This window comes from Enterobacter sp. MGH 24, assembly GCF_000493015.1.
Classification (GTDB): Bacteria; Pseudomonadota; Gammaproteobacteria; order Enterobacterales; family Enterobacteriaceae; genus Enterobacter.
This window is the reverse complement of sequence record NZ_KI535657.1, coordinates 2845031-2867252: the sequence shown is the minus strand read 5'-3', so window position 1 is coordinate 2867252 and position 22222 is coordinate 2845031. Positions and strand designations below refer to the sequence as shown.

At 56.8% G+C, this 22222-nt stretch carries 20 protein-coding genes; 16 read left to right on the top strand and 4 right to left on the bottom strand.

Annotation, left to right across the window (positions count from 1 at the left end):
- Window positions 1-138: 138 nt before the first annotated feature.
- The 4 genes from glnH to ybiO all read left to right on the top strand — a co-directional run bounded on the left by glnH (window position 139) and on the right by ybiO (window position 4674).
- Complete coding sequence (gene glnH / locus L370_RS08400) at window positions 139-882, top strand: glutamine ABC transporter substrate-binding protein GlnH (RefSeq protein ID WP_023310880.1); 744 nt, start codon at window positions 139-141, stop codon at window positions 880-882.
- Between the two features lie 84 nt (window positions 883-966).
- Entirely contained in the window at window positions 967-1626 is a 660-nt protein-coding gene (glnP, locus tag L370_RS08405) for a glutamine ABC transporter permease GlnP (protein ID WP_010428919.1), read from the top strand.
- Window positions 1623-2345, top strand: coding sequence for a glutamine ABC transporter ATP-binding protein GlnQ (gene glnQ / locus L370_RS08410; protein WP_023310879.1), 723 nt, complete (start codon window positions 1623-1625; stop codon window positions 2343-2345). The genes glnP and glnQ overlap by 4 nt, the downstream gene beginning before the upstream one ends.
- Window positions 2346-2469: 124 nt before the next feature.
- Window positions 2470-4674 carry a mechanosensitive channel protein gene (gene ybiO, locus L370_RS08415; protein WP_023334997.1) on the top strand — a complete coding sequence of 735 codons (2205 nt, stop codon included), beginning with the start codon at window positions 2470-2472 and terminating at the stop codon, window positions 4672-4674.
- Window positions 4675-4719: 45 nt separating this feature from the next.
- Here ybiO and rlmF read toward each other — a convergent pair whose 3' ends face one another.
- Window positions 4720-5631 (bottom strand): 23S rRNA (adenine(1618)-N(6))-methyltransferase RlmF, encoded by a 912-nt coding sequence (rlmF, locus tag L370_RS08420; RefSeq protein WP_023334996.1) that lies wholly within the window; start codon window positions 5629-5631, stop codon window positions 4720-4722.
- Window positions 5632-5874: 243 nt separating this feature from the next.
- On the opposite strand from rlmF, the gene mcbA reads away from it, so the two are divergent.
- The 3 genes from mcbA to ybiJ all read left to right on the top strand — a co-directional run bounded on the left by mcbA (window position 5875) and on the right by ybiJ (window position 7076).
- Complete coding sequence (gene mcbA, locus L370_RS08425; RefSeq protein WP_023334995.1) at window positions 5875-6141, top strand: DUF1471 family periplasmic protein McbA; 267 nt, start codon at window positions 5875-5877, stop codon at window positions 6139-6141.
- 122 nt (window positions 6142-6263) lie between these two features.
- Complete coding sequence (locus tag L370_RS08430; RefSeq protein ID WP_023334994.1) at window positions 6264-6530, top strand: DksA/TraR family C4-type zinc finger protein; 267 nt, start codon at window positions 6264-6266, stop codon at window positions 6528-6530.
- A 285-nt stretch (window positions 6531-6815) separates the two neighbouring features.
- Complete coding sequence (ybiJ, locus tag L370_RS08435; protein ID WP_023310874.1) at window positions 6816-7076, top strand: DUF1471 family protein YbiJ; 261 nt, start codon at window positions 6816-6818, stop codon at window positions 7074-7076.
- 116 nt (window positions 7077-7192) lie between these two features.
- Here ybiJ and ybiB read toward each other — a convergent pair whose 3' ends face one another.
- The gene (gene ybiB, locus L370_RS08440) at window positions 7193-8155 is read right to left on the bottom strand and encodes a DNA-binding protein YbiB (RefSeq protein WP_023334993.1); all 963 of its coding nucleotides are present in this window, start codon (window positions 8153-8155) and stop codon (window positions 7193-7195) included.
- Between the two features lie 256 nt (window positions 8156-8411).
- Here ybiB and L370_RS08445 point away from each other — a divergent pair, with 256 nt between their 5' ends.
- The 5 genes from L370_RS08445 (at window position 8412) to L370_RS08465 (ending at window position 13781) form a co-directional block, all read left to right on the top strand.
- The gene (locus tag L370_RS08445) at window positions 8412-8948 is read left to right on the top strand and encodes a fimbrial protein (protein ID WP_023334992.1); all 537 of its coding nucleotides are present in this window, start codon (window positions 8412-8414) and stop codon (window positions 8946-8948) included.
- A 68-nt stretch (window positions 8949-9016) separates the two neighbouring features.
- On the top strand, window positions 9017-9691 hold the full coding sequence (locus L370_RS08450; protein WP_023334991.1) for a fimbrial biogenesis chaperone: 675 nt from the start codon (window positions 9017-9019) through the stop codon (window positions 9689-9691).
- 27 nt (window positions 9692-9718) lie between these two features.
- Entirely contained in the window at window positions 9719-12262 is a 2544-nt protein-coding gene (locus L370_RS08455; RefSeq protein ID WP_023334990.1) for a fimbria/pilus outer membrane usher protein, read from the top strand.
- Window positions 12263-12283: 21 nt separating this feature from the next.
- On the top strand, window positions 12284-13270 hold the full coding sequence (locus L370_RS08460; protein WP_023334989.1) for a fimbrial protein: 987 nt from the start codon (window positions 12284-12286) through the stop codon (window positions 13268-13270).
- A gap of 7 nt (window positions 13271-13277) precedes the next feature.
- A complete protein-coding gene (locus tag L370_RS08465) occupies window positions 13278-13781 on the top strand; it encodes a fimbrial protein (protein WP_023334988.1) in 504 nt (167 codons plus the stop codon).
- Here the strand turns inward: L370_RS08465 and dinG are convergent.
- Window positions 13768-15945, bottom strand: a complete 2178-nt coding sequence (dinG, locus tag L370_RS08470) for an ATP-dependent DNA helicase DinG (RefSeq protein WP_023334987.1) — start codon at window positions 15943-15945, stop codon at window positions 13768-13770. The two genes, L370_RS08465 and dinG, sit on opposite strands and share 14 nt — an antisense overlap.
- A gap of 97 nt (window positions 15946-16042) precedes the next feature.
- Window positions 16043-17428: an ATP-dependent RNA helicase RhlE gene (gene rhlE / locus L370_RS08475; protein WP_023334986.1), complete on the bottom strand. Its 1386-nt coding sequence runs from the start codon at window positions 17426-17428 to the stop codon at window positions 16043-16045.
- A 207-nt stretch (window positions 17429-17635) separates the two neighbouring features.
- Here rhlE and cecR point away from each other — a divergent pair, with 207 nt between their 5' ends.
- From cecR to L370_RS08495, 4 genes are read left to right on the top strand one after another with little or no spacing between them, the layout of a single operon-like run.
- The gene (gene cecR, locus L370_RS08480; RefSeq protein WP_023334985.1) at window positions 17636-18313 is read left to right on the top strand and encodes a transcriptional regulator CecR; all 678 of its coding nucleotides are present in this window, start codon (window positions 17636-17638) and stop codon (window positions 18311-18313) included.
- On the top strand, window positions 18310-19305 hold the full coding sequence (gene hlyD, locus L370_RS08485; RefSeq protein WP_023334984.1) for a secretion protein HlyD: 996 nt from the start codon (window positions 18310-18312) through the stop codon (window positions 19303-19305). The genes cecR and hlyD overlap by 4 nt, the downstream gene beginning before the upstream one ends.
- A complete protein-coding gene (locus L370_RS08490) occupies window positions 19298-21037 on the top strand; it encodes an ATP-binding cassette domain-containing protein (RefSeq protein WP_023334983.1) in 1740 nt (579 codons plus the stop codon). Before hlyD ends, L370_RS08490 begins: the two co-directional genes overlap by 8 nt.
- Window positions 21027-22160 carry an ABC transporter permease gene (locus tag L370_RS08495; protein WP_023334982.1) on the top strand — a complete coding sequence of 378 codons (1134 nt, stop codon included), beginning with the start codon at window positions 21027-21029 and terminating at the stop codon, window positions 22158-22160. The genes L370_RS08490 and L370_RS08495 overlap by 11 nt, the downstream gene beginning before the upstream one ends.
- Window positions 22161-22222: the final 62 nt, after the last annotated feature.

The window sequence follows — 22222 nt, the reverse complement described above, 5'->3', positions numbered from 1 at the left end:
AACCTCATTGCCCCATTTATTGTGCAATGCATGACATCATCCCCTTTGCAAAACAATAGCTTGTAAAGTTGGCACGATTTTTTCATTGTGCCACCTGTTCTCGCAGGGGATCGCCCCGTGGATATAAAAGGAAATGCTATGAAGTCTGTATTAAAAGTTTCACTGGCTGCACTTACCCTGGCTTTTGCAGTGTCCTCTCAGGCTGCCGACAAACTGGTTGTGGCGACCGACACGGCGTTCGTTCCGTTTGAATTCAAACAGGGTGATAAATACGTTGGTTTTGATGTGGATCTGTGGGCCGCTGTCGCAAAAGAACTCAAGCTGGATTACACCCTGAAGCCGATGGACTTCAGCGGCATCATCCCGGCACTGCAAACCAAGAACGTCGATCTGGCGCTGGCAGGCATCACCATTACCGACGAACGTAAAAAAGCGATCGACTTCTCCGACGGCTACTACAAAAGCGGCCTGCTGGTCATGGTCAAAGCCGATAATAACGACGTAAAAAGCGTGAAAGATCTCGACGGCAAAGTGGTGGCAGTGAAGAGCGGCACCGGTTCGGTTGATTACGCGAAAGCCAATATCAAAACCAAAGACCTGCGTCAGTTCCCGAACATCGACAACGCGTACATGGAACTCGGCACCAACCGTGCTGACGCTGTTCTGCACGACACGCCGAACATCCTGTACTTCATCAAAACAGCCGGTAACGGCAAGTTCAAAGCCGTTGGCGAGTCTCTGGAAGCCCAGCAGTACGGTATCGCGTTCCCGAAAGGCAGCGACGACCTGCGCACGAAAGTTAACGGCGCGCTGAAAACGCTGAAAGAGAACGGCACCTATAACGAAATCTACAAAAAATGGTTCGGTACCGAGCCTAAATAATAAGACGTAAAAATGACGTTCACTCGGGGGCGACCTTTCGCCCCTGCTATTTTTGAAACACGGTAACAGTAACAGGAAATTATCATGCAGTTTGACTGGAGCGCCATCTGGCCTGCCATTCCACTCTTGCTTGAAGGCGCTAAAATGACTCTGTGGATTTCGGTCCTGGGTCTGGTTGGTGGGTTGATTATCGGTCTTGTCGCCGGTTTCGCTCGCACCTACGGCGGCTGGATCGCAAACCACATCGCACTGGTTTTCATCGAAGTGATCCGCGGCACGCCTATTGTCGTGCAGGTCATGTTCATCTACTTCGCCCTGCCAATGGCATTCAATGACCTGCGCATCGACCCGTTCAGCGCAGCCGTCGTGACCATTATGATCAACTCAGGCGCCTACATTGCGGAAATCACCCGCGGTGCGGTGCTGTCGATTCATAAAGGCTTCAGTGAAGCCGGCCTGGCGCTGGGTCTTTCTCGTCGCGAAACGATCCGCCACGTTATTCTGCCGCTGGCGCTGCGCCGCATGCTGCCACCGCTCGGTAACCAGTGGATCATCAGCATCAAAGATACGTCGCTGTTCATTGTTATCGGCGTGGCAGAGCTGACCCGTCAGGGGCAGGAGATCATTGCTGGCAACTTCCGCGCGCTGGAAATCTGGAGTGCGGTAGCCGTTGTCTACCTGATCATTACTCTGGTTCTGAGCTTCGTTCTGCGTCGTCTTGAAAGAAGGATGAAAATCCTGTGATTGAATTTAAAAACGTTTCCAAGCACTTTGGCCCAACCCAGGTGCTGCACAATATCGATCTGAACATCAAACAGGGTGAAGTGGTGGTTATTATTGGACCATCCGGCTCCGGTAAATCCACCCTGCTGCGCTGCATCAACAAGCTGGAAGAGATCACCAGCGGTGACCTGATTGTCGACGGTCTGAAGGTGAATGACCCGAAAGTGGATGACCGTCTGATTCGTCAGGAAGCGGGCATGGTGTTCCAGCAGTTCTACCTGTTCCCGCACCTGACGGCGCTGGAGAACGTGATGTTTGGCCCGCTGCGCGTGCGCGGTGCCAGCAAAGCGGCGGCGGAAGCGCTGGCAAAAGATCTGCTGGCAAAAGTCGGCCTGGCAGAACGTGCGCACCACTACCCTTCCGAGCTGTCCGGTGGTCAACAGCAGCGTGTGGCGATTGCCCGCGCGCTGGCGGTCAAACCGAAAATGATGCTGTTTGATGAGCCTACGTCCGCACTCGACCCGGAGCTGCGCCACGAGGTGCTGAAAGTCATGCAGGATCTGGCGGAAGAAGGGATGACGATGGTTATCGTGACCCACGAAATCGGCTTTGCTGAGAAAGTGGCGTCCCGCCTGATCTTTATTGATAAAGGCCGTATCGCGGAAGACGGTAACCCTCAGGAGCTGATTGCGAACCCGCCGAGCCAGCGCCTGCAGGAGTTCCTGCAGCACGTCTCCTGATCCCTCGCTTTACGCTAAGCCGGGCATGCCCGGCTTTTTTACGCCAGATTGTTCCCAAAAATCCCCCTCCGCGTCCCGACTTCTATACTTATCATTTTGTTCGACATTTTCACCGGAGGACGCCGTGCCGTGGATCCTGTTGCTGTTGATAAGCCTGTGTAGTGCGCCATCGTTCGCCGTCTCGATCCCCGGCGTCACCACCGGAACCCAGCAAAGTACGCCACCTCCGGAGCCCGATGCCGAACAGAAAAAAGCCGCCTACGGTGCCCTTGCCGACGTCCTCGAGAACGACACCTCCCGGCAGGAGCTCATTGGTCAGCTGCGGAAAGCCGCCGCCACGCCGCCGCAGGCGTCGGTGCCAACCCTCACCCCTCCGCAGGTTGAGGAGCAAAAAACGGTGCTGGAGAACGTCACCGACGTGAGCCGCCGCTATGGGGAAGCGTTCTCCTCGCGCTTCGCTCAGCTTTACCGCAACCTGATTGGCTCACCGCATAAGGCATTTAACCCGCAAACGTTTATCGCCGCCGCCACGCAGTTCCTGATGCTGGCGGGTGCGGTATTTCTTTTTTACTGGCTGGTGCGCCTGTGCGCGTGGCCGCTGTACCGCAAAATGGGGCAATGGGGACGCAGGAAGAATCAGCATAAAAGCAGCTGGCTGCACCTGCCGTTGATGATCGCCTCCGCGTTTATCATTGATTTACTGCTGCTGGCGTTGACGCTGTTTTTAGGCCAGATGCTGGCCGACAGGCTAAATGCAGGCAACAAAACCATCGCCTTTCAGCAGTCGCTTTTCCTGAACGCCTTTGCCCTGATTGAGTTCTTCAAGGCGCTGCTGCGGTTACTCTTTTGTCCGCACGTGCCGGCGCTGCGTCCTTTCTCCATTCGGGATGCGAGCGCGAGGTACTGGGCGCTGCGTCTGAGCGTGCTCAGCGGGTTGATTGGCTACGGCCTGCTGGTTGCCGTGCCGATCATCTCCAACCAGGTGAACGTCCAGTTTGGCGCGCTGGCAAACGTGCTGATCATGATCTGCATTACCGTCTGGTCGCTGTATCTTATCTTCCACAATAAAAAAACCATCACCCAAAGCCTGCTGAATCTGGCCGATCGCTCCCTCTCGTTCTTTAGCCTCTTTATTCGCGCGTTCGCCCTGGTGTGGCACTGGCTGGCAAGCGCTTACTTCATCGTGCTGTGCTTCTTCTCGCTGTTTGACCCGGGCAATAGCCTGAAATTTATGATGGGGGCGACGTTTAAAAGCCTGGCGATTATCGGCATCGCGGCCTTTGTGTCGGGGCTGCTGTCGCGCTGGATCTCGAAAACCATCACCCTGTCGCCGCAGGTCCAGCGTAATTACCCGGAACTGCAAAAACGGGTAAACGGCTGGATGTCGGTATCACTCAAAGTGGCGCGCATTCTCACCGTCTGCGTGGCGATTATGCTGCTCCTGAATGCGTGGAGCCTGTTTGATTTCTGGAACTGGCTGCACAACGGTGCGGGTGAAAAAACGGTCGATATCCTGATTCGCATCGCGCTGATTTTGTTCTTCTCCGCCGTCGGCTGGACGCTGCTGGCGAGCCTTATTGAGAACCGTCTTGTCTCGGATATTCACGGCAGGCCGCTACCCAGCGCGCGGGCAAGAACGCTGTTAACACTTTTCCGCAACGCGCTGGCGGTCATTATCAGCACCATCACCATTATGATCGTGCTGTCGGAAATCGGCGTGAACATCGCCCCGCTGCTGGCGGGTGCCGGTGCCCTGGGGCTGGCCATCTCCTTCGGCTCACAAACGCTGGTGAAGGATATTATTACCGGCATCTTTATCCAGTTTGAAAACGGGATGAACACGGGCGATCTGGTGACCATCGGGCCGTTAACCGGCACCGTGGAGAGGATGTCCATCCGCTCGGTTGGCGTGCGTCAGGACACCGGGGCGTACCACATCATTCCCTGGTCTTCGATCACCACCTTCGCCAACTTTGTGCGCGGCATTGGTTCCGTTGTGGCGAACTACGATGTGGATCGCCACGAGGATGCGGACAAAGCGAAGCAGGCGCTGCGGGATGCGGTAGAAGAACTGATGGAGATGGAGGACATTCGCGGGCTGGTGATCGGAGAGCCGTCATTTGCCGGCATCGTCGGGCTGACGAACACGGCATTTACCCTGCGCGTGTCGTTCACCACCCAGCCGCTGAAGCAGTGGACGGTGCGCTTTGCGCTCGACAGCATGGTGAAAAAACACTTTGATCTGGCGAACGTGCGGATGCCCGTGCAGACCTATCAGGTATTGCCGCCGCCCGCATCGCCGCTCCCTCCGCAGGAGCCGACGCTGTAACCGAGCCGGGTGGCGGCTTCGCCTTACCCGGCCGACGACGGCGTGCTATTTGCGACGTTTGCTATTGTCCATAAACGTCCAGGCGATAAAGCGGCTCTGTTTCTGGCCCTGCGCCATCTCTTTTTTCACCACTTTTACGGCGCCCGCTTCGGTCAGCGCGCGGTAGAGCGGGGGCAGGTTATCCCCCCGGGAAACCAGCGTCGTGAACCACTTCACCTGACGGCCAAACTGCTTGCTTTCCGCTATCATGCGCAGGATAAACGCCACTTCGCCCCCTTCACACCAGAGCTCCTGCTGCTGACCGCCGAAGTTCAGCGCCGCATCTTCAGCCTGACCCAGGTTACGACGCTTGCGCTCGCTGCCCGCACGGGCCGATGCCGCCGAATCATGGAACGGCGGATTGCACATCGTGGCGTCATAGCTTTCGTTTTTGTGAATAATGCCGTTGAAGATCGACGCCGCGTCTTTCTGACGACGCAGGCGAATGGCGCGGCTCAATCCCGGGTTAGCGCTGATAATCGCCTGGGCGCTGGCAAAGGCCTCGTCACCGATTTCGCTTCCGGTAAAGCGCCACTGATATTCATGCGCGCCGATCAGCGGGTAAATCAGGTTCGCCCCGGTGCCAATATCCAGAATGGTGGCCTGCTGTGGAACGACACCCTCATTCCCTTCGGCAAGAAGATCGGCAAGGTGATGAACGTAATCCGCGCGGCCCGGCACGGGTGGACAGAGAAAGCCTTCCGGGATATCCCAGTGAGCTACACCGTAAAAATGCGCCAGCAGGGCTTTGTTCAGCATTTTAACCGCCTGCGGGTCAGCAAAGTTGACCGAGGGTTCACCCGCAGGGGTCTGAACAAGATAGTCCTGCAGCGGCGGACAGCTCAGGCATAACGCGTTCATGTCGTAGCGGCTGCGGTGGCGATTTCGCGGGTGTAATCCCGGCTTTTGGGCAGTCATGGCATTCTCCTTTAAACAGCGGCGTAAGATACCCTTTGCTGGCCCAGCGGTAAATCTTTCTCTGCGCCGCTCAAAAAAACGCCATAAATCAAACACCTTTATGTCTATGATCCGTCAACGAATTGTCAACTTATATCGTTCAAAAAATAAGCAGATCATCATCAAATATTTGCGCTAAGTCACACTCGTCAGGCTTCTAAACTTAGAGGGAATCACCTGTTGTTTCCTCATGAGGATGTGATTATGAAAAAGTACCTGACCCTTGCTGTTATCGCAGCCGCCCTGGCGACCGCGTCCTTCTCTGCCATGGCCGTTCAGTCACTGACCCAAAGTACCGATACGAGCCAGCTACGTCCTGCGGGCACCGTTTCGGTAAGTCGTGCCAGTAACCTCGACGATCTGCAGGATAAGCTCGCCGAAAAAGCCCGTCAGGAAGGTGCAAAAGGATTCGTGGTGAACTCCGCTGGCGGAGATAACCATATGTACGGCACTGCGACCATTTATAAATAATCTGTCTCTTCCACAAGACTGCATCTGCTCAACGGGTGCAGTTCACTTCTCCCTTCGTCTTGATTGTTCATTTTTTAACCCCATAGTAAACATATGGCTTAAACCGATTTCAGGAGGACGCTATGGCTTCCGGCTGGGCAAATGACGACGCTGTTAACGAACAGATCAACAGTACTATTGAAGATGCGGTTGCGCGTGCCCGCGGTGAAATTCCGCACGGCGAAAGCTTAACGGAATGCGAAGAATGCGGAGAACCCATTCCAGAGGCGCGCCGAAAAGCCATTCCCGGCGTACGGCTTTGCATCACGTGCCAGCAGCAGAAAGATTCAAAAAATGCATCACACTCAGGATATAATCGCAGAGGTTCGAAAGACAGCCAGCTACGTTGACTTTGCTTTACCCAAGTTAACCGGGCACGTGCGTTCCTTTACGCTCACGATTTTTAGCCAGACGCGTAGCAAAACGTGCCCTTCATATCGCTTCTGTAAAGCGCATCCGCAAGAAGTGTAAAGCGGTACTTTGAATTTATTAATATTCAATAAGTTATTTGTCATTCAATTTTTTTGAGCAACCACGTCAATTCTCTTCGATTTTATCACTCGCAAAAAACCGTGATACTTATCACATCGACGGAACATCGTCCCCTTAACAGAAACACCTGCGAGAGATTAATTATGAAAACCATCAAATATGCTGTAGCTGCTGTTGCCCTGTCCGCTCTGTCTTTCGGCGCTTTCGCTGTAGAGCCTGTCTCTTCTACTCAGGCACAGAACATGAACAAAGTCGGTGTGGTCAGTGCTGATGGCGCCACCACGCTGGACGGTCTGGAAGCCAAACTGGCTGAGAAAGCCGCTGCTGCCGGTGCAAGCGGATACACCATTACCTCCGCTAACGGCAATAACAAGCTGAGCGGTACCGCAGTTATCTACAAATAATCGCCTGAACGAATGCTGTACCCTCGCCATACCCTCTGGTGAGCTGCTCCACCCTCATTGACCCTGTTGTTGTTACCCTTGCTTGCCCGTCCGCCACTGGACGGGCTTTTTTTTGTCTAAAACGCCTGCGCCACGCGTTCAAGCCCGGCCTGGACGGATTCCACTTCTCCGGTTGCCAGCAAGCAGCAGGCCATCTGCAGCTTGATCGAATGCGGAACAGGCACATTTCCGGCAAGGCACTGCTCAATCCAGTGGGCCGTAGTATGGGGATCTTTTGCCTCAGGCAATATCACACCGGTATTTTCTTCCCCGCGTTCCAGAATCGCGCGCGTACCTGCAGAATCAATCAGCATCACCTGCGGGCAGCGCTGCGGGTTCGCATAAACCTCACCTTCGGTGCCGTGCATCAGTAACGCCCTTCCGCCAATGGCCTCAAAGAACTGCCCCACGCGCGCCACGTATTCCGGGTGCGAGACGCTGGAGAGACGCAGGGCGGCATCTTCGCCAAACGGCGTGGCCAGTTTTGCCAGCGTGTGTGCGCTGTTACGCACGCCCATGCGCCAGCGCATATCAAGCTGCTTTTCCAGCGGCGGGCAGAGCGTGCCGACCGGGATATAAACAGGCTGATGACCGTCCAGCTTCGCCTGCGCCTGACCGGCATGACGCGTTGGCTCGATGCCCAGCATTCCGAAAATAGTCTCCGTCAGCACGCGGGTGGGATCTTCGCTTACGCCGTGCACTACCACCGGGAACCCCAGCTTGTGTAATAAGATAGCGAGCAGCGGGGTTAAATTTGCCTGCTTGCGCGCGCCGTTGTAGCTCGGGATCACGATCGGCATGGGCTTTGCCACGGGCGGCGTTAAGCGCAGCGTTTGCGCCTGCATGGCTTCATAGAACCCGCGCATCTCCGCCTCACCTTCCCCTTTGATGCGCAGCGCGATCAGAATGCCCCCCATTTCCAGATCGGGGACGTCGCCCTCAAGCATACGGGTATAAAGCGCACGCGCGGTTTCATGGTCCAGATCGCGGGCATGATTTTTCCCGCGCCCTACCTCTTTGATAATTTTGCGATAATCCACGACTTCTCTCCTGACAGCATCATCATGTCAACAATATAGCCCTGATGATTGCCTGGCCGTTAGTGTTTTATCCCCTAACCCAATGCTCTGTATTAATGATAAAAAATAAACACAAGCAATTTTTCAATTATTTGTGATTTCTAAAGAACATTCTTAGCCATGCCTTTTTTGATTAAATAACCAGCGGAAAGTCATTTAGGGTCAACGGTGAAAACGTCCAGGCAACGTTCTCACCCGAAATATACCAGGATTGTTTATGAACAAGGTTGCTTTAGGTTTATTTATCGCCGCAGCGGTGGGATGTTCTGCATCCGCTTTTGCGGCAACAGACGGTGAAGGTCAGATCAACTTCACCGGGGAAATTATTGATTCAGCGTGTCAGGTGGTTAACGGGTTGAGTAATCCGTTAAACGTTCAGTTAGGCAAAGTCTCTAAAACGGTATTTGCCGGTGCAGGCTCTACCAGCACGTTAACGAAGTTCGATATTCAGTTAAAAGATTGTCCAGAAACCGTTACCTCCGCAGCGATTAACTTCGGTGGAACGCCGGATGCGAATAACAACGCCACGCTGGCATTAACGCCGGACGTGGATGCGGCCACGGGTGTAGCCATTCAGCTGGTTGACGCTTCAGAACAGCCGGTGAGTCTGTATACCCCTTCTCAGCAATATCCGTTAGCCTCCGGCACGGCGGTAAACGACCTGATATTCGGTGCTCGTTATATTCAAACCGGAGCCGCGATTACCGCAGGTCCGGCTAACTCCGTATCGACCTTCACCGTTATCTATAACTGATATTTTCAATCCTGAGATATTAACGCGTTTATAGGCGTTAATATCTCTTCTATTATTGAGAAATATTTATGCGCCACGGTTATTTACTGAGCACGCTTTTACTGGCGGCCGCCACTGCACATGCAGGTGTCATTATTAATGGCACACGTCTGGTCTACCAGGGAGATAAAAAGGAATCGTCTCTTGGTCTTTCAAACCCGGATACAACGGATTATCTGGTGCAGTCCTGGGTCGACTCTGGCGGTAAAAACCTGGCCAAAGCCCCTTTTCTGATCACTCCCCCGCTTTTTCGCCTTGATGCGAAAGAGGATAACGTTCTGCGCGTGGTGCGCACCGGCGGTAATTTACCGGAAGATCGTGAATCCATGTACTGGCTGAATATCAAAGCCATCCCCTCGTCAAAGCACGTTGATGGGATCAATACCCTGCAAATTGCCATTAATACGCGCATTAAATTGTTGTATCGCCCACCCGCGGTGAAAGGCAAACCTGAAGATGTCGCCAATAAACTTGAGTGGCATCGCGAGGGCAACGATTTGGTCGTCAATAACCCGACGCCTTTCTATATGAATTTCCAGAAGGTGACGCTGAACGGCCATAAAGTGGATAAAGCCACATGGGCAATTCCGGAAACGGAAACGCATTTTGCCTTACCGGGCAACGTCAGCGGTTCCACTGTCGCGTATTCCATTATTACGGATTACGGCAGCATCAGCCAGACCTGGTCGAAATCAGTCCACTAATACCCCACGCGGACAATTATAATAATCATGTACAGCCATAAAAAGCCGTTCACCTGCCGAATTTCATCACTGCTGGTCATTCTCTGTGGCCTGGCACTGGCGATCTTTGCGCAGCAGGTTTTGGCTGATGATTATTTTAACCCGGCGCTGCTGGATATTGATAATCCGCAACAGGGTAAGACCGATCTGTCAGTTTATGAAAAAGGGCCGGGACAAGCACCGGGTAAATATCAGGTCGCCATTTTTATTAATAACAACAAAATTGATACCCGCGACGTCACGTTCTCATTACGAAAAGATTCACACGGCAACAGTGCGCTTCAGCCCTGCTTTAGCCTGAGCGACTTAAAAAGCCTGGGTATCAAAACCCGAAAATATCCGGCGCTGATGGTAAAAGGCCAGTGCGCTGATTTAACCGCCATCCCGGCAGCCTCCGCGTCGTTTCACGTTCGCAACCAGCAGCTGCTGCTCAGTATTCCACAGCTGGCCCTGGGCCAGGTTCCACGCGGCTATATCGACCCGAAAGAATTCGACGAGGGGATCACCGCAGGCATTCTCAACTACAGCGCAACCGCCAGCCAGAGCCATGCGCGTCAGCCGGGCGAGCAGGACAACAGCAGCCAGTACGTTAACCTGCGTCCCGGTTTTAACGTCGGTGCCTGGCGCGTACGCAACTACTCCACGTGGAATCGCAGCACCCAGGGCAAGGAAGAGCAGCAAAAATTCTCCTCCGTTTATACCTATGCCCAGCGCGATATCGTGGCAATGAAGAGCGATCTCACCGTTGGGCAAAGCTCCTCACCTTCTGATGTTTTTGACAGCGTGCCCTACACCGGCGTGGAGCTTAAATCCGACAGCGACATGCTGCCGGACAGCGAGAAAGGCTATGCGCCGATCATTCGCGGCACCGCACACAGCAATGCGCTGGTGATGGTTCGTCAGAACGGCTACGTCATTTATCAGAACACGGTTGCCCCCGGCGCGTTTGAAATTAACGATCTCTACCCCACCGGCAGCAGCGGCGATCTGCAGGTCACCGTGAAAGAGACCGACGGCAGCGAAAGCCATTTCGTGGTGCCGTATGCCTCCGTGCCGGTACTGCAGCGTGAAAAAAACCTGCGCTACAGCGTGACCGCCGGGCGGTACCGTTCTTACGACAAAGACGTCGAGAAGACGCCGTTTGCTCAGGGCAGCGCGATTTACGGCCTGCCCTATGGTTTCACCGCTTACGGCGGCGTACAGCAGAGCAGCCACTATCAGTCCCAGGCGCTCGGCGCCGGGAAAAACATGGGCGATTTAGGGGCCTTCTCCATCGACGTCACCCGCGCAAAAGCCCTGCTAAAAAAGCAGCAGTCCAGCAAGGGACAATCGTGGCGCATGCGCTACAGCAAAGATTTTGCCGGTTCAGGCACCAACTTCTCGCTCGCGGGCTATCGCTACAACAGCAAAGGATTTTACACCCTGGAAGACACCATGGAGTCTTACACCCGCTCTGACGACTGGTCTGCCCCTCAGCAGCGCCGCGCCCGCACCGAGGCCACCGTCGACCAGACGCTGCCTGAAGGCTGGGGATCTGTCACCCTGAGCATGGTGAAAGAGACTTACTGGAGCCAGAACCAGGACATGACCTCCATGAGCGTCAGCTACAACAACAGCTGGCACGGGGTGAGCTACAGCCTGAGCTACAGCATGAACAAGAACACCAACGACAGCGATGAAAACGGCGATGAGGTGACGAACGACAACCAGTTCTCGCTGAGCGTCTCCGTTCCGCTGGACCACTGGATGCATAACACCTGGGCCACCTACAACCTGAACAATACCAAAGACGGTACCACGCAGAATATCGGCCTGAACGGCACGGCGCTGAAGGAAGACAACCTGAACTGGAATATTCAGGAAGGTTTGAGCAGTACCGGCAGCGGTAGCTCGACCAGCATGAACGCCGATTACAAAGCGACCTATGGCGAAGTGAGCGCAGGTGTCAGTCAGGATAAGTACCAGCAGACCGTTAACGTTGGTTTGCAGGGCGGCGTGGTTGCCCACGCGAACGGGATCACCCTGAGCCAGCCGCTCGGTGAGACCATCGCGCTGGTGAAAGCACCCGGCACGCACGGGACGCATATCACTAACCAGACGGGCGTGGAGACCGATTTCCGCGGCTATACCGTCGTGCCGTTTGTTACCGCGTATCGCCATAACACCATCGCGCTGGATACGGAAACGCTGCCGGACGACGCCGACGTGACGCACGCGGCACAGGTGGTGACCCCAACGCGCGGCGCCGTGGTGCGTGCGAGCTTTACTACCCGCGTGGGCAATCGCGTGCTGATGACGCTCACCCACAACGGCAAACCGCTGCCCTTCGGCGCAACGGTAACCACGGAGGATAAGGACAGCGAGTTTATTGTCGGTAACGACGGACAGACGTACCTCTCGGGTCTGCCACAGCAAGGGCATCTCGCCGTCTCCTGGGGAGAAGATGTGAGCGAGCACTGCGTCGCTGACTATGCGCTAACGGATGAGAAAGAGAAAACCAGCATTATCAACGCTGCGGCGCAGTGTCATTGATGCATCCATCAGGCAAATATTATGCAAATGATTAAACAGTGCTTCTTCTTACTGGTTCTGGGAACCGCCGCGTTATTTATGCCGCATGCGAAAGCGACATGCACCACGCCGGATCTGCCCAAAATGATCAATGTGGCATCCATCTCCGTCCCGACGACGCTGGCGGTTGGCGAGACCATTCCCGGCACCGAACAGAGCACCCATGTCGCCGGTCATTGCGATCAGGCGGTAGAAAGCGGACTGGAAATTGTCTCATGCTATTACGGCACTGGCGCGGAAATCCCGGGTCTGAAAGGCGTCTACGATTCTGGCGTACCCGGAATTGGTGTTGCATTGATGAACGATCGGGGCCAACGCATCAGCGGAGCGGGAGGCGTAAACTGCATCTCAACGGGAACACCGGTCGGTTATGTCTCCAGTGACGGCAATCTCTCTTTTAACTTTGACGTTACGCTTGAGCTGGTCAAAACCAGCGATACGGTGACGTCAGGCACGCTGAATCAAAGTCAGACCCGTTTTGGGATTGGTGTTTATCACCACGATGGCATCGGCGATCCAAACTCTGTCTCCTACGCAGGGAACATCAATGTCCAGCAGGTGACCTGCTCCGTCTCGCCAAAAAGCCTGACCGTGGTGCTGGGCGATTTTCCCGTGAGCCAGTTTTTCTCAACCGGCCTGCTCACCGACGAAAAGGACTTTAACGTTAGCCTGAACTGTAATACGACGGTTCAGCCGGAGCTGAAGATCAGCAGCGCGAACGGCTATGTCCCCGGCTACGAAGGGGTCATTAAGCTGACCCCGGAAAGCGGCGTGGCAACAGGGGTGGGGGTATCTATCGTCTCCGATAACAAGATTCCGGCTTTTGATGAATACTTCACCACCTCAAGCCCCGCAAACGCCAACGAAACGCTAAACATTCCCTTCAAGGTACGCTACGAGCAGATAAGCGATACCGTCACCCCCGGACCGGCCAATACCGTCGCGACCATTACCGTTGCGTATAAGTAGGCTCACAATGAAGAGATATTTGATTTTCCTGACCCTCGGCCTGCTGGCCAACGCTTATGCGGAGGATATTCAGATAGAGATGACCGGCAACATTTACGCCAATACCTGCACGGTCGATAGCGCCAGCCAGAACCTGACGGTCAATCTGGGTCAGGCTGTGGCGGGTAATTTTAAGGACGTGGGGGATACCGGCGAGTGGAAAGCGTTTGATTTGACGCTGTCAAAATGCCCGTCAACCACCACGCTTGCGACGGCGACATTTATTGGCCAGGCCGACGGCGCGCACCCGAATAAATTCGCTAACACCGGTACGGCCGGTGGGCTGGCGCTGGAGCTGGCCGATCGCCCGGATAAGATGCTCATCGCCCCGCAGGCAAGCTTCAGCGTTCTGGTGAATCAGGACGATCATACCGCTGATTTCCCGCTTTCTGCCCGCTATTACGCCACCGCCCTGCCCGTTACCGCCGGCACATTCAGCAGCGTTGTTCAGGTTACGTTTATTTACCAGTAGGACCGCGCCTCTTAGCACGGATGCTTTTTGTACGCCCGGCAGAGGATTTTGCCGGGCGTTTTTTTACTTCCGGTACATCCGGTTGTTCAATCGGGAAAACGGGCAGCGCGTTCAGCAGCCGCTGACCGTAGTTTTTAGTGAGTAAACGCTTGTCATAAATTACCACCTCTCCCCAGCAGCCGTGGCTACGAATCAGACGCCCGACCTGCTGAATCAGGTTAAACGACGCCGCGGGTAAACTCTGCACCTCAAACGGAAAGCGGTTGAGGCTTTTCAGCCATTCGCCTTCGGTGATCACCACCGGGCTGTCGATAGGCGGGAAGGCGATTTTATGGATGTGAACCTGCGTCAGGTAGTCCCCTTTCAAATCCAGACCTTCAGCAAAGGACTGTAGCCCTACCAGCACGCTGCGCTCGCCGTTATCGATGCGCTTGCGGTGGGTTTCAACCAGCCGATAGCGCGGCTGATCGCCCTGCACCAGCAGGAGTAAACGCAGGTCGGTGACGTGCTCCAGGAAGCGCTGCATCGCGCGCCCGCTGGCAAACAGCACCAGCATGCCGGGGTACTTTTTACTCTCGACCTGTTCGCGGAAGTAGGCCGCCATTTCCGCAATGTGCTGCTCCTCGTTGTCGATGAGCGGCTCGAATTTCATGCGCGGAATAACCAGCTTGCCCTGTTCGCAGTGGTTAAACGGCGAGTCCAGCGCCACGAAACGGTCGCCCGCTTTCTCTTTCAGTCCGCTCATCTCCTGCAAACGAGAAAAACTGTTCAGGGAACGCAGCGTGGCGGAGGTGACAACCACGTGCGGCACGCTGCGCCAGATCAGCTTTTCCAGCTGATCGGCCACGCGGATGCCGACGCAGTGGAAAAAGAGGTGAACCTGCCCGTCCCGCACGTCGCGGGTGGCCCATTTGGTGACCGGCGCGCCGGACGCCTGCGCCATCGAGGCCAGCCGCCAGAGCTTGCTCTGCGCTTCAAACATCCCCAGCGAGCGGTTCATCTGCAGCAGAATGCGGTGCAGACGCACCACGTCATGCGAGCCGGTTTTCTCGCTCAGATCGTTTAAGAACATCTCCGCCAGGCCGCGCAGCTTTTCCAGATGCTTCGCCAGCTGCTGGCAGATCTCCATCACCTCTTCCGGTAGCTCTCCCATCGCAAAGCGGTGTTCAGCCTCCTGGGCTGCCGGAAGATAAAGATTCAGGATGTTGTTGAGCGATGAGATCAGGCCGTAGACCTCTTCGCAGTGGTCGCTCAGCCGCTCGGGCACCGCCAGCGGCGGCGTGGTTTTCGGGCGGAACTGCTCCATGCAGGTCGCCACCAGCTTGCAGAAGAGATCCAGCTGCAGGCGGAACCAGGGCGCCGTGATTTCGGCGCTCATCTCCAGCGCGTCCCGCGCCACGTCCGGCAGATGATGGCCTTCATCAAGCACCAGCAGCAGGTTTTTAGGTTCCGGCAGCACCGCTTCGCTCTCGAGCGCGGCCATCACCAGCGCGTGGTTTGCCACTACCACTTCCGCCTCCTGGATCTCACGCCGGGCGACAAAGAACGGGCACTCGCGGTAGTAGTGACAGTTGCGGTTCAGGCAGCTGGCTTTATCGGTGCTGAGCCTGCGCCACAGGTCGTCGCTGATGGCCTGGCTGGTGTGATCCCGCAGGCCGTCCCACTTATAGCCGTCGAGCTCGGCTTTGAGCTTTGCACACTGCTCCTGCTCGGCCTTATTGTTTGGCGTCAGCTCGTCATCCAGAAACGCGAGCAAGTCCTGTTGATTCGGCTCGCTGCTGGCCAGCGCCGCCAGGTTACGCGGGCACACGTAACGCCCGCGCCCAAAGGCTGCCGTAAACCGCAGGTCGGGGATGATTTTGCGCAACAGGGGTAAATCCTTGCTGAAGATCTGATCCTGCAGCGCCACGTTGGCGGTGCTGACCACCAGCGTTTTGTCCTCTTCCCTCGCGATCGCGATGCCGGGAATGAGGTACGACAAGGTTTTCCCGACGCCGGTCGGGGCTTCAATCGCCAGATGTCGCCCGTCGTCCCCGGCGAGCGTTTTTGCCACGTCAGCAATCATCTGCCGCTGCGGCGCTCGGGGGATAAAATCGGGGATCTGCTGTTGTAGCGCCTTATACCATGCGCCAATTTGCGCCTTGAGCGCAGCGGTTAAAGCCATTGGAAAACCTGAAATACTGTATAAACAGCCACTATTGTGGCACTTTCTCTTCGCTGCCGCAAAAAGAAAAGCCCGGCTTTACGACCGGGCTTCCAGATTACTGCGGGTTAGCAGGCTTGCGCGGGCGGCGTCGACGCTGCCCTTCTCCTGCTGGTTTCCCTTCGCCGCTGCGCCACGGGTTTTCACCCGCCGGTTTGCTGTCGTTGTTACGACGCGGCGGTTTGCCGGATGATTTTGGCGCACCACCCTCAGCACGACGCGGCTGCTGACCACGACCGCCGCCGCCCTGGCCACGTCCACCGCCACCCTGACGACCGTTCTGAATCGGCTCGGCTTTAATCGACGGGTCAACTTCGTAGCCCGGGGTTTCGATGCGCGGGATCTCTTTCTTCAGAAGGCGTTCGATATCGCGCAGCAGCTTGTGTTCATCTACGCAGACCAGAGAAAGCGCTTCACCGGTTGCCGCCGCGCGGCCGGTACGTCCGATGCGGTGAACGTAATCTTCCGGCACGTTTGGCAGCTCGTAGTTCACCACGTGCGGCAGCTCTTCAATGTCGAGGCCACGGGCGGCGATGTCGGTCGCCACCAGCACGCGGATGTCGCCGGATTTGAAGTCCGCCAGCGCACGGGTACGCGCGCCCTGGCTCTTGTTACCGTGGATCGCCGCGCTGCGGATACCGTCTTTATTCAGCTGTTCCGCCAGGTGGTTGGCACCGTGCTTGGTGCGGGTAAAGACCAGCACCTGCTGCCAGTTACCCTGACCGATCATCTGGGAGAGCAGTTCCCGCTTGCGCTTTTTATCAACAAAGTGAACGTGCTGCGTCACCTGCTCAGAGGCGGTGTTGCGACGCGCCACCTCCACTTCCAGCGGGTTATGCAGCAGCTTTTCCGCCAGCGCCTTGATCTCGTCGGAGAAGGTCGCGGAGAAGAGCAGGTTCTGACGACGCGCAGGCAGCTTGGCCAGCACGCGACGAATATCGTGGATGAAGCCCATGTCGAGCATGCGGTCGGCTTCGTCCAGCACCAGAATTTCAATGCTATCGAGCTTCACCGCGTTCTGGTGCTCCAGATCCAGCAGACGGCCCGGCGTTGCTATCAGCACGTCCACGCCGCCGCGCAGCTTCATCATCTGCGGGTTGATGCTAACGCCACCGAAAACCACCAGCGAGCGAATGTTGAGATAGCGGCTATAGTCACGCACGTTCTCGCCAATCTGGGCTGCCAGCTCGCGGGTTGGGGTCAGGATCAGGGCACGAACCGGACGACGGCCTTTGGCGTGCGGCTGGTTTTTTACCAGCAGCTCTAACAGCGGCAGCGTAAAGCCCGCGGTTTTACCGGTGCCGGTCTGGGCGCTCGCCATCAGGTCACGACCCTGCAGAACAGCGGGGATCGCCTGCTGCTGGATTGGGGTTGGCTCAACGTAGCCCTGCTCTGCGATCGCGCGCAGAATTTCCGGGTTCAGGCCAAGGGAATCAAAAGACATAAAAACTCCGAACCGCCCCGACCATCACAGGTGTAGTTTTCAGGGAGATATAACGAATAGGGGAGGACAAAAACCACAATGTCGCGAAGGAGCGGAGTGTAGCAGCTTTTGTGACGTGGCGCATAAAATATCCCTCAGCGTTCCCTCGACGTTAGCGTGAATCAGGCATAATCTTAATCAATCGATTGATTAATTTTTAATGCCGCCATGAATACGACACCCACAACAACCAAAGGTGAACAGGCCAAAAATCAGCTTATCGCCGCCGCGCTGGCGCAGTTTGGTGAGTACGGGCTGCATGCAACCACGCGCGATATTGCCGCGCTGGCCGGGCAGAACATTGCGGCGATTACCTACTATTTTGGCTCAAAAGAGGATTTATACCTCGCCTGCGCCGAGTGGATCGCCGATTTTATCGGCACGCAGTTTCACCCGCACGTTGAGGAAGCCACCGCGCTGCTCGGCCAGCCGTCGCCCGATCGCGCCGCCGTTCGCCAGCTTATTCTCAACGCTTGCCACAACATGATCCGCCTGCTGACGCACGACGATACGCTCAACCTGAGCAAGTTTATCTCCCGCGAGCAGCTCTCCCCGACAGTCGCCTACCAGCGGGTACACGATCGGGTGATTGCCCCGATGCATACCCATCTTACCCGGCTGATCGCCGCCTATACCGGGCGGGACGCCGGTGATACTGAGACAATTTTGCATACCCACGCCCTGCTGGGTGAAATCCTTGCCTTCCGTCTGGGCAGGGAAACCATCCTGTTACGCACCGGCTGGACACAATTTGATGAGGATAAAGCCGCGCAGATTGGCCAGGTCATCGCCTGTCATCTCGATCTGATCCTGCAAGGCTTAACGCAAAGGAGCCTGAAGTCATGAAAAAACCTGTCGCCATCATTCTGGTGGTTGTTGTTTTGCTTGCCGCCGGAGTCGGTGGATGGCTGTGGTATCAAAGCCATCAGGATAAAGGCCTGACGCTGTACGGCAACGTGGATATTCGCACGGTGAACATGAGCTTCCGCGTCGGCGGACGTCTCGCCTCGCTGAGCGTGGACGAAGGCGACGCCATTAAAACCGGGCAGACGCTGGGGATGCTGGATAAAGCGCCCTATGAGAACGCGCTGATGCAGGCTAAAGCGGGCGTATCCGTCGCCCAGGCGCAATATGACCTGATGCTGGCGGGCTATCGCGACGAAGAGATCGCCCAGGCCGCCGCCGCCGTTAAGCAGGCGCAAGCCGCCTATGACTACGCGCAGAACTTCTACGCGCGCCAGCAGGGGCTGTGGAAAAGCCGCACTATTTCCGCCAACGACCTGGAGAATGCGCGCTCGTCCCGCGACCAGGCGCAGGCGACGCTGAAATCCGCCCAGGATAAGTTAAGCCAGTACCGCACCGGTAACCGCGCGCAGGATATCGCCCAGGCGAAAGCCAGCCTTGAACAGGCGCAGGCGCAGCTGGCTCAGGCGGAGCTGGATTTGCGCGACACCACCTTAATCGCCCCGTCTGACGGCACGCTGATGACCCGCGCCGTGGAGCCGGGCAGCATGCTCAGCGCGGGCAGCACCGTGTTAACGCTCTCCCTGACCCGCCCGGTGTGGGTGCGCGCCTACATTGACGAGCCGAACCTCGGACAGATGCAGCCGGGCCGCGAGCTGCTGCTCTATACCGACGGCCGCCCGGACAAGCCGTATCACGGTAAAGTGGGCTTTGTCTCCCCTACCGCCGAATTCACGCCGAAAACCGTTGAAACACCGGACCTGCGTACCGACCTGGTGTATCGCCTGCGCATCATTGTCACCGATGCGGACGACGCGCTGCGTCAGGGCATGCCCGTCACCGTAAAAGTAGACAACGGGGAACGACATGAATGACGCGGTTATTCAGCTCAACAATCTGGTTAAACGCTTCGCGGGAATGGACAAACCGGCCGTCGCGCCGCTGAACTGCACCATCCAGAAAGGCTACGTGACCGGGCTGGTCGGCCCGGACGGCGCGGGGAAAACCACGCTGATGCGGATGCTGGCGGGGTTGCTCAAGTCGGATGAAGGAAGCGCCAGCGTGCTCGGTCTTGACCCGATCAAGGACGACGGCGCGCTCCACGCCATGCTCGGCTATATGCCGCAGAAGTTTGGCCTGTACGAAGACCTGACGGTGATGGAAAACCTGAACCTGTACGCCGACCTGCGCAGCGTCACCGGCGAAACCCGACAGAAAACCTTCGCGCGCCTGCTGGAGTTTACCTCCCTCGGCCCGTTCACCGACCGGCTGGCGGGCAAGCTCTCCGGCGGGATGAAGCAGAAGCTGGGGTTGGCCTGCACGCTGGTCGGCGAGCCGAAAGTGCTGCTGCTGGACGAGCCCGGCGTCGGCGTAGACCCGATTTCCCGCCGTGAACTGTGGCAGATGGTGCACGAGCTGGCGGGCGACGGGATGCTGATCCTCTGGAGCACCTCCTACCTCGACGAAGCGGAACAGTGTCGGGACGTGCTGCTGATGAACGAAGGCGAACTGCTTTATCAGGGCGAGCCGACGACGCTGACGCAGAGCATGGCCGGACGCAGCTTCCTGCTGCATAGCCCGCAGGAGTCCAACCGCAGGCTGCTGCAGCGGGTGCTCAGGCTGCCGCAGGTCAGCGACGGGATGATCCAGGGCCGCTCGGTGCGCATTATTCTCAAAAAAGAGGCCACCGCCGACGACGTTCGCCAGGCGCAGGGAATGCCTGAGATCGAGATAGAAGAGACCGCACCGCGCTTTGAGGACGCGTTTATCGACCTGCTGGGCGGCGCGGGTACGTCAGAGTCGCCGCTTGCCGCCATTCTGCATACGGTGGAAGGCACGCCGGGCGAAACGGTGATTGAAGCCAAATCCCTCACCAAAAAGTTCGGGGATTTCGCCGCCACCGATAACGTCAACTTTGCGGTTAAACGCGGGGAGATTTTTGGCCTGCTCGGGCCGAACGGCGCGGGAAAATCGACCACCTTTAAGATGATGTGCGGCCTGCTGGTGCCGACGTCCGGCAAGGCGCTGGTGCTGGATATGGATCTGAAGGTCAGCTCCGGCAAGGCGCGCCAGCATCTCGGCTATATGGCGCAGAAGTTTTCCCTGTACGGCAACCTGACGGTCGAGCAGAATCTGCGCTTTTTCTCCGGCGTGTACGGCCTGCGCGGGCGGGCGCAGAACGAGAAAATCCGGCGCATGAGTGACGCCTTCGCCTTAACCAACATTGCCTCCCACGCCACCGACGAGCTGCCGCTCGGCTTTAAGCAGCGGCTGGCGCTGGCCTGCTCGCTGATGCACGAGCCGGATATTCTGTTTCTTGATGAGCCGACTTCAGGCGTTGACCCCATTACCCGCCGCGAGTTCTGGCTGCACATCAACAGTATGGTGGAAAAAGGCGTGACCGTGATGGTGACCACCCACTTCATGGACGAGGCGGAGTACTGCGACCGCATCGGGCTGGTGTATCGCGGCAAGCTGATTGCCCACGGCACCCCGGACGACCTGAAAAACCAGGCCGCCGATGATGAGGTCCCGGACCCAACCATGGAGCAGGCGTTTATCACCCTCATCCACGACTGGGATAAGGAGAATGCCCATGCGCAGTAATGCCATTTCCTGGCGCAGGGTGCGCGCGCTGTGCGTTAAAGAGACGCGGCAGATCGTGCGTGACCCCAGCAGTTGGCTGATTGCGGTAGTGATCCCCCTGCTGCTGCTGTTTATCTTTGGCTACGGCATTAACCTGGACTCCAGCAAGCTGCGGGTCGGGATTTTGCTGGAGCAGCAGAGTGAAGATGCGCTGGACTTTACTCACGCCATGACCGGATCGCCCTACATTGACGCCACCATCAGCGATAACAGGCAGGAGTTGATCCAGAAAATGCAGGCCGGGAAAATTCGCGGTCTGATCGTCATTCCGGTGGATTTTGCCGCCAATATGGCGCGGGCAAATACCGATGCGCCGATCCAGGTGATTACCGACGGCAGCGAGCCGAACACCGCCAACTTCGTGCAGGGCTACGCGGAGGGGATCTGGCAGCTCTGGCAGATGCAGCGGGCGGAAGACCGGGGCGAGACGTTTGAACCGCTCATCGACGTGCAGACGCGCTACTGGTTTAACCCCGCCGCCATCAGCCAGCACTTTATCATTCCGGGCGCGGTGACGATCATCATGACGGTCATCGGCGCGATTCTGACCTCGCTGGTGATCGCCCGCGAGTGGGAGCGCGGCACCATGGAGGCGCTGCTTTCTACCGAAGTGACGCGGGTCGAGCTGCTGCTGTGTAAGCTCATCCCCTACTATTTCCTCGGCATGTTGGCGATGCTGCTCTGTATGCTCGTCTCGGTCTTTATTCTCGGCGTGCCGTATCGCGGCTCGCTGGTGGTGCTGTTTTTTATCACCAGCCTGTTTTTACTCAGCACGCTGGGGATGGGGCTGCTCATCTCCACCATCACCCGCAACCAGTTTAACGCCGCGCAGGTGGCCCTCAACGCCGCCTTTTTACCGTCGATTATGCTCTCCGGGTTTATCTTCCAGATAGACAGTATGCCTGCGGTGATCCGCGCCGTGACCTACATCATCCCGGCGCGATACTTCGTGAGCACGCTGCAAAGCCTGTTTCTGGCGGGGAATATTCCGGTGGTGCTGATTATCAACACCCTGTTTTTGATGGCGTCGGCGGTAATGTTTATCGGGTTGACGTGGATGAAAACCAAACGGCGGTTAGATTAACGCCGTGCAAATATTTCGCCCGGTGGCGCTACGCTTACCGGGCCTACGATTTGTAGGTCGGG